This window comes from Gilliamella sp. G0441 (assembly GCF_050589305.1).
GTDB lineage: Bacteria > Pseudomonadota > Gammaproteobacteria > Enterobacterales > Orbaceae > Gilliamella.
Genome location: NZ_JBNRJF010000020.1, coordinates 1 through 12,260 on the forward strand (window position 1 = coordinate 1; position 12,260 = coordinate 12,260).

Consider the following 12,260-nt stretch of genomic DNA (forward strand, 5'->3'; position numbering starts at 1 on the left):
AATAATAAAGAACTTGAGTTATTACTGAAAAAATTTATTACGTTTAACTCAAAAGGTTTTTCGGATTAAGGAAATAAAACAATGACAATAAAAACAATAACTAACTTTATTTTTCCGGTAGGAGAAAAACAACTAAGCCAAGACGCCTATTATAAAGCTTTGGCGGAAGCAGAGAGTGGCTTTTTTCCGTTCAGTGAAGATGGAATATGGCATGGTGGTATTCATATCGATGCGTCCTTTTTAAATAAAATAGGTAATAATGACAAACTATGGTGTATGGCAAATGGAGAAGTTATTGCCTATCGAATTAATAATGTATATCCTAAAATTGTGTACCAAGATAATGAAGAGCTTATTGCACCATATCAAGAACAACAAAAAGTAGCCTATTTTTCAAGTGGTTTTACGTTAGTTCGTCACTATTTGAAAATGCCCAAAATTCCTGATTCAACCGAAACCCCACCTGCGATAATCTTATATAGTTTATATATGCATCAGCTTGATTGGTATGGTTACCAGCAAAAAAATATTTGTCAGGTTGAATATCCTCATTTTTGGCGGGTGGAAGCTGGAAAAGTTAATGAATCAATGACAGATGCTATTGAAGGTAGTGCAATACGAAAAGAAGGAGAAGGTACAGAAGTCGTCGGTTTATTACTAAAAGGCAGTAAAATCCGATTAGGCGAGCAAAAAAATGGGCAATCAGGTTGGTATAAGATTGTATCAATCACTCAAGGTACTTTAGTGACTTCAAGCGAATTCAAAACTGAATTGGGGGATACTGAAGGTTATGTTTGGTATGAAGATATCGGTACTACAGCATTAGAACGACCAACAGGAAAAACAGCTGATGCCAACAAAGATTATGAAATCTGTCGGGAAAATTATAATATGGTAGGTTGTCCTGAGGTCGAGATCAGCGGTATAGCTGTATATGACTCTGCTGATGATCAACAAAAATTAACATATTTACCTAAAACAGCGACTTTTGAATTCGATGGTCAAGAAAATGGCTATGCCAAAATTAAAAAAATTAGTGGTTGTGTTATCCCTTCTAGCTTAAAAGTTGAAAATGGTAGCCAAGATTCAACTCATAAAGGCTATGTCAAATTATCCTCGTTGACGTTAACAGCGCTAAAACCAGAAAAATTAGATGAAGTTGTGGTATTAAAACAGCCAGTTCCGATAGGAAAGGGGGATTTTATCGGTTATATCGGACACAATGTCAGTCAAAGTCAACGCTTTGACGAACCAAAAGAAGCATTATTATCGAAGATGAAACGTGCGTTAGGTAATAAATTACCAAAATTAGCGCACATAGAATTGTTTACTTGTGATGATTTGCCTGCGTTTATTAGTAAAACTCGTGCTTTAGCAGACCAGCTACCAGAAAGTGAAAAGAATATTATTTTAGTTGAAAAAAAAGCAAAGCTATTTGTACCGACTAAACCGGATGGTTTTTTACGCGCTGGGTTGGGGATAAAGTTTATTGATAATTCAATTAATTATTATATCAAGATCAATCCTGACTATACGTTAAGCATGCCGTTGGTCTTTTTTAATCCTTCAAAAGTGACATCTCAAACTGATTTAAAGACAGAAGATTGTATAGATGTAGAACAAAATCAAGATGAAGAAATTAAAAATGAAAAAAAACGATATCGTTTAACCGACGATGATAAGAATTGGCTAATTAATCATTATAAAAATAGTTTTCCTGAATTGATGATTGGCGATATTCCTGATGAGGTTGAACTCGTTAACAACCCTCCAGTAACGAGTTTAATTGCAAATGATGGTATTGAGGATGACGCATTATTTAAAATACAATTTTGTCTTGAAGACAAATGCTATTGGGTAGCATCAAAGGATGTATGGCATTTGCATGGTCAAGATGGGCAACTAAACGCTAGAATTGATTATTGGAATAATTTTCCATTATCTTCAGATAGTATACCCGAGGACGATATATACAACACAGTATATTATCCACGAACAATACCCCTTAATTCTATTGAAGACGATGATAGACTCATAGCAAGAGATGATGCAGATCCAGAATCCTTATGGTTAAGGATTATCGCAGGAAATAAACAAGGAATACCAATACAAGGTTGGATCAATACTAAAAAAGGAGCTCAAGAACATGTAAAACGAGTGAGTCCTTGGCATTGGTCTGGTTTTAGCATGATTGAAGAGAAAGCTTCAGTCGGAGAATTTTCAAAAAAGGTGAGTCAGAATCATGCCGTAAAATTAGACACAGAAGATTGTACTGAAACAATGTTAGCTATCCTGAGAATTTTTAGCCAATCTGAACATAATCTTCAGCAATTAAGTTACTTGCCACATAATGCAAAAAGTGAAATCGAAAATTTTTTACAATTAATGAAATTAAAAGAAAAAAAACCTTTTACAAAGGAACAATTCAAAGGCTTGTTACGAACAAGTTGGGCGGCAGAACAGCTTGGACATTTATTCGTAAAATATGAAAGTGAATGGTATGCCGATGAGGCGCTCACCAAATGGCATGAAATAGACGAATTATTTGAAGAACAAAAACAACAACAACAACAAAACATTGAAAAATTGCTAGAAATTCGAGGAATTGATAAAAAGCATGAGCGTGATTTTGCACTACAAAAATTGAATGAAGCTCATGAACATGTCAAAAGCAATTGGCAAATCGAAAAAGAAGATCGCATTAAACCATTATTATGGTGGAAAGAAGTCGCACAAGCACAATCAATTCAAACAGGCGAATCAAATCAAAACTATCCAACAGGTTATAAACCAATACTCAAAAATTTATCAGCTGACGGTCAACTATGGTATATACATCCTGTAGCGATGATAGATTATTTTAATATTGAACCAGATATCTGGTGTGAGCCTGTAATAGAAGCTGAACCAGAACCAATACCGGAACCCGAACCAGAGGTAAAAACAGAACCTAAGCCAGAACCAGAACCGAAACCGGTACCGGTACAAAAATCTACAAGTAGTTGCTGGCATGAACCGCTTAAATATCCGCAGAGAACTTATTACAATTCAGGCGGTGCTGTCAAACCTCAAAATGGCGCATTTGGATTAGTCCGTAGGCGAGCTGATGGAAGTAGAAAAGCTCATACAGGATTAGATTTATTTGCAGATATTGGTACTCAATGTTTTGCTTGTTTGGATGGCGAAATTGCTTCACTTCACGAGGATCCGCGAGGTTATGGAAAAGTATTAGTTTTAAAAGTTAAAGGTGAAGATTTAAGAAAATCCCGAAATGGCTCATCGCTTGAGTTTAAAAATGAGGTCATGCAAGGAGATGATTTTAATCTTAATGCCAATTATTTCTACTTAAGATATTGCCATTTGAGTAAAAGATTAGCACATTTAAAAGAAGGTGTTAAAGTTAAAGCTGGTGATTTGTTAGGTTATACTGGCGATACTGGTAATGCTAAAGGAGTCATTAATCCTCATTTACATTTTGAAATAACCATGAAACCAAGATATAACAGATCGAATAAAAAAGATGCAGAAACCAATAAGTTAGGTTGCAAGATCAATCCGGCTTTATTTGTTAATTTAAAAGCGATTAATAAACAAATCCAAAAAAGTGTGTATGATAAACGAAGGAAAAAAGTCTAAAAAATCGGAGTAATGTTGATATGTTAAATATTCAAAAAGTGGTTTTATGTATTGTGTTTTTTTCTAGTTCTGTTTTTGCAAATTATAGCGTTTATGAAGGTGTTTTAGGACAAAACAAAGTCGAATTCTATTTTGATGCTTTGTTTGAATATGACATAAATATTATTTATTTAAACGGTAATGATTTTGAACCCAAACAACTTGAAAAAAATACCACATATAAAGAGGGGAAAGGTATTGAATTTAATGTTCCTAACGTAAACTTTGATGAACAGTTTATAGATACTATCCTAATAAAAAATATAGCTTTTACGAAAGATAACTCCATCATTTTAAATCAAACTTTGGATTGTGATTCAAAATTATATGGTCCTTTTAAATTACAAAAAAAATTTGAATATGATAGCGAAAATAAAGAGATAGAACTCGTTAATGAAAAATTAAAAAAGGAAAACAAATTCAATAATGTTGAAATATTACAAAGAGAGTCAACTAAGGATTACTTTTTTAAAACGCTTATTTCAAATGAAAATAAAGGATTTGCACAAGTGGTTGGAATCAATATCTATCGAAAAAAAGATGGTAGTTTATTTCAAACAATTAGTAAGTTGGACGGTTATGACTTTCTTTCTTTTTTGAGTATAAACACCGATCGAGATGCAAATTTTGATCATGAAAACAATGATTTTTATATTTCTAAAACTACGGATAGTATTAATGATAGAAATATAATTGATGCTTATTATTCATATGATTTAGCTCAAGATAAGTTTGTTTATTTAAACTTGTCAGGTCGTTTTATTACGTTTGATGCCAAAAGAAAAACAGCAGAAAAATTAAAGATTTGTCCTAAAGATTACACTAATCAAGTAATCTTAAAGGAGCTTTATCAATTTACAAATTCGCAAAAGTTTACACTATCTAATTCTAAATGTAGTTTTGAAACAAAATCTGAAAATAATTTTGAAATATTATCTTCTCGTCAATGCACAGAAAAAGAGGTTGAATTTTGTCAACAAGCTAGTGATTTATTAATTGATGATTACTTGGATTAAATGTTGGTCATTAGAATGACGATACGATTAATCATTCAATGCGAGTAATGCAACAATAACAATAGGTTAAAAATAATTAAATTAGGATGATACAATAGTTAATAATTTGATGGTAAAAGTATGCAAGTTAAGACTGATATTTTTTGCAAAAATACCAGTCTTAATCCAATTTGCATTAATCATTTTTTAAGGTTAATTGTTTAACTCATCATTCTTTTTTTAATCATTTCAACAAACAAGATTGAATCTTAATCGCTTCTTTATTTAGTGCCTCAATAACCAAATCAGGATGGGATCGCTGTTCTGTTTTTACATTATTAAATCCATCATTAATTGAACCTGTATATTGTGGTGCTTGTTTAATATTACTAAATAAATAGTTGATACTATGTTGATTTCGAGTAGCAGTCAAAGTGTAACTAACAAAATATTTAGTATTACGCTGATAATCAGTAACAGCATTGACAACAACTTGTTTTCCTTCTACCAACTTGATTGTTTCACCTCTGTTTAAGGTTATTGATTGTTGTGAAGGTAGATTATAAGAATACCACCAAGGTGATCCAAAGTAGTTTTCACTTGTAAGTACTACAGGGTTATTATCAAGTTCTTGGGCAATACAAATCGGTAATGATGCATGTAACGTTTTAAACGGTATAGAGGTGGTATATTTATTAACAATATCATCACCTGATGAGTTTTGGGTTATTTCGACACCTTGAGTATGATAAATTGACATCATCTTCTGGGATGTACATCCAATTAGGGTGACCAATGTCATGGATAAAACTAATAACTTTTTCATAGCACATTCCTTATAGAATAACTTGATTAAGTTTATCTGACTATTAACTGATTTACGCAATGTTGCTAATACAAACCTACAAATTATTTAAAAATCAGCTAATAAAATACGACGTCTAAAGTTGAAAAAGTGTTTATGAATAATGTAAAGATGTGAGGAAGCAATGCCCTCACATTATATAACATTTTTAATCCTCTTTACCCCGAATTTTTCTTGATAACCGTTTAAATCCGTGAGTAAAATTTTTAATTGCCATTGCTAGCATTGGAACTTTAATTTTTATATTAAAGCGTTCACGTAATTCAATGGCATCGTTTGCTTTAGTTAACCAAATAAAACCCGAATTCGTCAAATCAATTGCTTTAACTTTTCCTTCAGGCGTTAAAATAAAATTACCACCGTGAACATCATTAGAGACTAAGTTATAGCTATGCAGTTTCTCGATACAGTATTTAACTTGTTCTTCATATTCTTTCATCTCTTCCCATTTCAATGATCTACCTTCAATAAAGTTGAAGATCATATAGTGACGCTTGGTTATTTTATCAAAAGCGACAAGATAAAGTTCGTAGGCGATATCGCATTGATCAAGTGACATTTTCGCTAATTTATAAATCAAATTAAAATAAAAATCACCGGTAATTTTTGCTATAATTCGGCGTTCAAGGCGATGCTCAACACCACCATCAATTTTAAAAATGAATTTATTTTGATTATCATTAATTAAATAGGTATATCTTTCGATTCTATCACTTGGGTCAAGTAATTCATGATGACCTTCTTCAGCTAAAAATTGATCAAAAAGGGTTAAATAATTGATTTCATCATTTTGAACATAGGCAAATTTCAGATTTCCACGTTCTACTTCAATAATGTTTGCAAAGTTATTCAAATTTTATCGCCTCAAGACAAACAATAACAAAATTGCTTTATCTTAAACACTATCTACCTTAAAGTAAATGAAACGATGATATACATTAATTATATTAGTAACAGATTTTAATCATGATATCGAAAAAAATTCATTTTTGAATAATTGGATTATGATAATCCAACTTTGCTATCAGATTTTTATTTTTTATCATTGTATACTATTGTTAAATGTATTGATTATTATCTTTATAACTATGCCAAGTAAATCACCAATTTGGTTTTTATATATTATTAGAACCGCTAAACAAACACTTTATACGGGAATAACCACAGATGTTAAAAGAAGATTATCTCAGCACCAAAATGGTAAAGGTGCTAAACATTTAAATGGACATCATGATCTCGATGTTGTTTATCAACTCAGTGTAGGCGATAAGTCAACTGCTTTAAGACTTGAGTATCGAATCAAACAACTCTCGAAACAACAGAAAGAAAAGCTCATTGCTTCATCGCCAAATTTAAATGAGTTATTAACATTATTAGTTAAATAAATTATCTGCAACCAACTGTTTATTTACATTAAAACATCGATCCTAATGTTATTGGCGGTGATTGAATTGCTTCAATTTGTTGATCAAATATTTTGAGTTGTTGATGCCAAAAATCGCTATCTGTTAACCAAGGAAAGGCCAAAGGAAAAGCAGGATCTTGCCAACGAGTTATTATCCATGCTAAATGGTGAACCATTCTCATGGCTCTTAGTGGCTCAATTAATGCAAGTTGCATATAGTCAAAATCATAAAACTCTTGATAAATTTCAAGCAAGGTTTCTAGTTGTAAGCGTTGCTCTTGCAGATTACCGTAGAGTAACATCCAAAGATCCTGAATTGCAGGGCCATTACGGGCGTCATCAAAATCGACAAAGATAGCACCATCACGCCATAAAATATTACCGGCATGGCAATCCGCTTGTAAACGTATTGATCGCCAATCATTATGCCAATGTATCTCAATTGTTCTGATTAATTTTTCTAAAACGCTTTTAAAATCGATGTAAATATTTTTGGGCACAAAATGGCTAGTTAACAGAATCTCTCGAGGTTGATAAAGATATTCTTCTAGCCCGATTGTTGGACGGAAATTAAAACTTTGTTCAGCACCAATTTTATGCATTCGCCCAAGCAACATTGCAACTGATTCGAACTGGTCGATGTTGTCAATTTCGTATTGTCTTCCTCCAATACTAGGAAATACTGCAAACATATAACCTTTATGTTCATGAAGCGTTGAATTATTTAAGATTAAAGGCGCAATGACTGGAATATCGGCATTAAATAGTTGTTGCGTAAATTTATGTTCTTCAATAATTTGTTGTCGATTCCATCGGTGTGGACGATAAAATTTAACAACATAACGTTTGCGATCTTCATCCATAAATTGATAAACACGATTTTCATAACTATTTAAGGTCGTTAAACCTGAATCAACACGGATACCCGTTGACGCTATACTATCTAGGATTAACTCAGGGGATAATGTTTGAAATGAAAAATCTGAATAATTCATTAACATTCTCTTTTATTGTTGATTAAACCATTCATTTAATTGCCATTTTAATGGATCAAGTCCAATGCGTTTAGGTGATGAAAAAGGTGCAACGGTAATATCCCCTTGGAAAGGTAAAATTGCTTCCTTGACCATATTAACTTGTTTTTTGAGGGCTCCTGATGCTAATTTGTCGGCTTTGGTCAATAATAACATGACGGGTATATTGACTGATACAGCCCATTCAATCATTTGCTGATCCAAATCTTTTAAAGGATGTCTGATATCCATTAATATCACTAAGCCTTTAAGACTTTCACGTTTTTGTAAGTATTCGCCTAATGACTTCTGCCATTTTCGCTTAATTGCTTCCGGTACTTGAGCGTAACCATATCCTGGCAAGTCAACTAAACGGCAATTAGGCTCAACTTCAAAAAGATTGATGAGTTGAGTTCGACCGGGCGTTTTACTGGTTCTGGCTAATCCCTTTTGATTAGTCAATATATTAAGTGCACTAGATTTTCCAGCATTAGAGCGACCAGCAAATGCCACTTCAACGCCACTATCAAAAGGTAAATGGGTAATATCTGGTGCACTTAAAATAAACTTGGTTTTTGCATAATTTAATGGGCGAATATCGTACATAAATAAGTATCCTATAAATGCATAAACGGCATTTAATCGATTAAAATGCCGTTACTGTATAGAAAAACTCATGCATTGACAACTTTTTCGACTGCTTTTGCAAATCGAGTCATTCCTTCTTTAATCTCTTCTTCGGTAATGATGAGAGAGGGGGTAAAACGTAATACATTAGGGCCTGCATTTAATATCATCACTTTAAATTCTGTTGCTGCTGTCAAAAAATCATGAGCCCTATTATAAAACGTTGGTTGCAGCTCAGCACCTAACAATAGCCCTTTTCCTCGATATTCTCGAAATATTTTGAATTTTTCATTGATTTCTTCAAGCATTCCGATGAATATTGCACGTCGTTTTTCGACACCTTGAAGAACTTCAGGTGAATTAATAATGTCAAAAGCTTCACATCCTACAGCACAAGCGAGGGGATTACCGCCGTAAGTGGTTCCATGCACACCTGCATGCATTACTTCCGATATTTCATTGGTGGTTAACATCGCACTAATCGGAAACCCACCGCCTAATGCTTTAGCAGAAGTTAAAATATCGGGTATAATGTTGTATTGTTGATAGGTATATAAACTGCCTGTTCGTCCCATACCACATTGGACTTCATCAAATATTAGCAGTGCATTATATTCATCACAAAGCGACCGTACGCCTTTTAAAAACTCAGGCGTCGCTGATGTTAATCCGCCTTCACCTTGTACGGGTTCTAACACCACGGCACAAGTATGATCATCCATGACAGCCTTAACTGCTTCGAGATTATTAAAAGGAATATGAACAATATCCGCTGGTTTAGGGCCAAATCCATCGGAATATTTGGCTTGTCCACCGACTGAAACGGTGAAAAAAGTGCGCCCATGAAAAGATTGATAAAAAGAGATAATTTTAGTTTTATAAGGATGAAACTTTTTTGTTGTATAATATCGAGCAAGTTTAAATGCGGCTTCGTTTGCTTCTGCTCCAGAATTAGCAAAAAATACCCGATCAGCAAAAGTATGCTCAATCAGTTTTTGAGCAAGCATTAACGCAGGTTCATTAGTAAAAACATTACTCACATGCCATAATTTTTCACTCTGTTCTTTTAATGTTTTTATTAGTTTCGGATGACAATGCCCTAATGCATTAACTGCAATGCCGCCAGCAAAATCGATATACTCTTGGTCATTTTGATCCCAAACTCGACTACCAAATCCTCTAACGGGAATAAATTGGGCTGGTGAATAAACCGGTAAAATAATTTCATCAAATAGTTCACGGCTGATTTGAGATTGCATGCTTTAATCCTTATATTTTGTCTAGTTTGTTTGTTATTTTATGCCAATTAAAGCGGTAGTAAAGTAAATAATTATTCATTTATTTTGAATTAAAATTCAATATAAATATTTTATATTGGTCTTAGGTAAAAATAATTTACTTCTTTTCATCATTTATTTTCAGGTATAATCAATTATTAATCACTATTTGTATTTAAAAGAGCTTTCTATGAGTCGTATTATTTATTGCCAATTTTTAAAAGAAGAATCAGAAGGTTTAGATTTTCAGTTATATCCAGGAGAACTTGGCAAGCGTATCTTTAATGAAATTTCGAAACTTGCTTGGCAAGAGTGGCTCAAAAAACAAACTATGCTAATTAATGAAAATAAACTCAATATGATGAATCCAGAACATCGGAAAAAAATTGAAAATGAAATGGTGAAGTTTCTATTTGATGGTGAGGACATCATAATTGATGGTTATAAACCCGAGAACTGAGAGTTAACATGAGAAATAATATCAAAATTATTACATTGCTTGTTACCGTAAGTCTTTTGAGCGGTTGTCCTAGTAAAAATGCCAATTTAGAAGATGAAGATTATTACGTCAAAGATACTAACGCATTTAATATTTTAATTAGCCAATATGCTAATAACATTGAACAGATTTGGGGACCTAAAGAAGTCCTTATTGCTGGGCCTAAAGACTATGTTCAATATGAAGACAATCTTCAAACTCGAGTTCACATTAATTTTGTATCCGGCGTGATTACAATAGAAACATTGTCTGATACACCGATAATTAATTTAAAAGAAGCGATTATTTCAACATTATTAATGCCTGAACCTGACGATATTATCCGTCATGAAAAGGCCGGGCAAAATTTATCACAAGAACCATTTTTATATAATCAGGTATTAGATCAAGAAAGGCAGCCTATTCGATGGATGGGAAGAGCGAATAATTTTGCTGATTATCTGATTGCCAATAATTTAAAGGTTCGGCGTTCTGGCTCGCATCAAATCACTTATGTTGAAATTAAACTAGTGCCTAATCATATTAATCAGCGTGCTAAGAAATTTTTGCCACTTGTTATCGAAGCTTCGAATCGTTACTTTATTGACGAGAGATTAATTTTGGCTATTATGGAAGTAGAGTCTGCATTTAACCCATATGCTGTTAGTCGTAGTGATGCGCTAGGATTGATGCAAGTTCAACAACATACTGCTGGGCGAGATATTTTTAAATTACGGGGTAAATCAGGAGAACCTAGTAGACAATTTTTACTTGATCCGAAAAATAATGTTGATATGGGTACCGCCTATTTGTCGTTATTGAAAACAAAATATTTAGCGGGAATCAATAATCCTATTTCATTAAGATATGCAATGATTACTTCTTATAATGGTGGTGCAGGAAGTGTGCTTCGCACTTTTTCAAATGACCGTGATGAAGCAATTAAGATTATTAATGCGATGACTCCTCAGCAAGTTTATAGAAAACTTGTTACTTCTCATATTTCTCAAGAATCCCGAAATTATCTAATTAAGGTTAGTAAAATTTTGGATAATCGGTAATTAGCTAAATTTATAAAAAACCATCTTATTTAGATAACCTAATCTTAATAAGATGGTTTTTTTTGAAGAAATTTTTAGTTTGAATGTTTAAAATTGAAACTATTAACCCTCAACTTTCATTCCTTTAAAAAGACTTACTGTGCAACTTAAAAAATCGATAATCTTCTATTTTATCTGCTAGTTAACCGCTTACAACTCTTAGCAAATATGAAGTTGATGAATATTTAAGCTAAATCTAAAATAATTGAAAATAGTAGTAAGTATTTAACTATCAAATTTTAAATACACTGTTATTATACACTAGAAGCTATTTCGTACATTATCTTCTCTTTATTTTTAGGGTACATCAGCCTCATTTTTATAACAATAGATGTAATTAAGTGAAAGGAAATTATAATTCATGGTCAAATGTAATCGTTTCCGGAGATTTTCTAATCTGGGTATAAGTTTTATTTTGCTATTTGGGGTAAACTCTGTTTATGCAGGTAGTACAAATGTACCTAAATTAAATATTATTCGGGATGAATTTAACGCAGAAGAAAAGCTTAATTTAAGTATCTATAACCCAAAAGTGAAGTTAACGTCACAAGGATTGTTTACGACACCGATGGGGCTTTATATTTACACTAACTATCCCACTAAGATCGCTGAATATCAAATCACCATTTACCGCCAATCGGATGTAGATAACCGTCAACCGTTAAAGACCTTACGATTTAAAGAAATCAGTCCGTATGAAGCGGTGCTATGGCGTGGTGATACCGATAATGGCGAGCCGTTATCGACAAATAGCGAGTATAAAGCGATTTTAACTACCACCAGTTATGACGGTTTAAAAGACAGTGTTTATGCGACATCGTTTAA

General features: G+C 32.9%; 11 protein-coding genes. 6 read left to right on the plus strand and 5 right to left on the minus strand.

Annotated features, from left to right (window positions below; all coding sequences use genetic code 11):
- Positions 1-81: 81 nt before the first annotated feature.
- A complete protein-coding gene (locus ACKJXD_RS11625; RefSeq protein WP_430876385.1) occupies positions 82-3,636 on the plus strand; it encodes a M23 family metallopeptidase in 3,555 nt (1,184 codons plus the stop codon).
- A gap of 20 nt (positions 3,637-3,656) precedes the next feature.
- Complete coding sequence (locus ACKJXD_RS11630) at positions 3,657-4,691, plus strand: hypothetical protein (protein WP_294829313.1); 1,035 nt, start codon at positions 3,657-3,659, stop codon at positions 4,689-4,691.
- 223 nt (positions 4,692-4,914) lie between these two features.
- On the opposite strand, the gene ACKJXD_RS11635 is transcribed toward ACKJXD_RS11630, so the two are convergent.
- Together ACKJXD_RS11635 and ACKJXD_RS11640 are read right to left on the minus strand one after the other, a co-directional pair.
- The gene (locus tag ACKJXD_RS11635; RefSeq protein WP_430876386.1) at positions 4,915-5,496 is read right to left on the minus strand and encodes a hypothetical protein; all 582 of its coding nucleotides are present in this window, start codon (positions 5,494-5,496) and stop codon (positions 4,915-4,917) included.
- Between the two features lie 187 nt (positions 5,497-5,683).
- Complete coding sequence (locus ACKJXD_RS11640) at positions 5,684-6,388, minus strand: lipopolysaccharide core heptose(II) kinase RfaY (protein ID WP_294829318.1); 705 nt, start codon at positions 6,386-6,388, stop codon at positions 5,684-5,686.
- 235 nt (positions 6,389-6,623) lie between these two features.
- Between ACKJXD_RS11640 and ACKJXD_RS11645 the strand changes: the two genes are divergently transcribed.
- Entirely contained in the window at positions 6,624-6,920 is a 297-nt protein-coding gene (locus ACKJXD_RS11645) for a GIY-YIG nuclease family protein (protein WP_430876387.1), read from the plus strand.
- 28 nt (positions 6,921-6,948) lie between these two features.
- Here the strand turns inward: ACKJXD_RS11645 and ACKJXD_RS11650 are convergent, their stop codons facing one another.
- The 3 genes from ACKJXD_RS11650 to ACKJXD_RS11660 form a co-directional block, all read right to left on the minus strand.
- The gene (locus ACKJXD_RS11650) at positions 6,949-7,935 is read right to left on the minus strand and encodes a serine/threonine protein kinase (protein WP_430876388.1); all 987 of its coding nucleotides are present in this window, start codon (positions 7,933-7,935) and stop codon (positions 6,949-6,951) included.
- Between the two features lie 12 nt (positions 7,936-7,947).
- Positions 7,948-8,559 carry a ribosome biogenesis GTP-binding protein YihA/YsxC gene (yihA, locus tag ACKJXD_RS11655; protein ID WP_430876389.1) on the minus strand — a complete coding sequence of 204 codons (612 nt, stop codon included), beginning with the start codon at positions 8,557-8,559 and terminating at the stop codon, positions 7,948-7,950.
- A 68-nt stretch (positions 8,560-8,627) separates the two neighbouring features.
- Positions 8,628-9,839, minus strand: a complete 1,212-nt coding sequence (locus ACKJXD_RS11660; RefSeq protein ID WP_220215729.1) for an aspartate aminotransferase family protein — start codon at positions 9,837-9,839, stop codon at positions 8,628-8,630.
- Between the two features lie 208 nt (positions 9,840-10,047).
- Here ACKJXD_RS11660 and ACKJXD_RS11665 point away from each other — a divergent pair, with 208 nt between their 5' ends.
- The 3 genes from ACKJXD_RS11665 to ACKJXD_RS11675 form a co-directional block, all read left to right on the plus strand.
- A complete protein-coding gene (locus tag ACKJXD_RS11665) occupies positions 10,048-10,317 on the plus strand; it encodes an oxidative damage protection protein (protein ID WP_294829329.1) in 270 nt (89 codons plus the stop codon).
- An 8-nt stretch (positions 10,318-10,325) separates the two neighbouring features.
- Positions 10,326-11,396: a membrane-bound lytic murein transglycosylase MltC gene (gene mltC, locus ACKJXD_RS11670; RefSeq protein ID WP_220215727.1), complete on the plus strand. Its 1,071-nt coding sequence runs from the start codon at positions 10,326-10,328 to the stop codon at positions 11,394-11,396.
- Between the two features lie 400 nt (positions 11,397-11,796).
- The coding region (locus tag ACKJXD_RS11675) for a hypothetical protein (RefSeq protein WP_430876390.1) at positions 11,797-12,260 on the plus strand (464 nt) is incomplete at its 3' end.

Bases quoted from the DNA above. Each gene is read 5' to 3' on its own strand.
- ACKJXD_RS11625 (WP_430876385.1), top strand. From the start codon at position 82: ATGACAATAAAAACAATAACTAACTTTATTTTTCCGGTAGGAGAAAAA.
- ACKJXD_RS11630 (WP_294829313.1), top strand. From the start codon at position 3,657: ATGTTAAATATTCAAAAAGTGGTTTTATGTATTGTGTTTTTTTCTAGT.
- ACKJXD_RS11635 (WP_430876386.1), bottom strand. From the start codon at position 5,496: ATGAAAAAGTTATTAGTTTTATCCATGACATTGGTCACCCTAATTGGA.
- ACKJXD_RS11645 (WP_430876387.1), top strand. From the start codon at position 6,624: ATGCCAAGTAAATCACCAATTTGGTTTTTATATATTATTAGAACCGCT.
- ACKJXD_RS11650 (WP_430876388.1), bottom strand. From the start codon at position 7,935: ATGAATTATTCAGATTTTTCATTTCAAACATTATCCCCTGAGTTAATC.
- yihA (WP_430876389.1), bottom strand. From the start codon at position 8,559: ATGTACGATATTCGCCCATTAAATTATGCAAAAACCAAGTTTATTTTA.
- ACKJXD_RS11660 (WP_220215729.1), bottom strand. From the start codon at position 9,839: ATGCAATCTCAAATCAGCCGTGAACTATTTGATGAAATTATTTTACCG.
- ACKJXD_RS11665 (WP_294829329.1), top strand. From the start codon at position 10,048: ATGAGTCGTATTATTTATTGCCAATTTTTAAAAGAAGAATCAGAAGGT.
- mltC (WP_220215727.1), top strand. From the start codon at position 10,326: ATGAGAAATAATATCAAAATTATTACATTGCTTGTTACCGTAAGTCTT.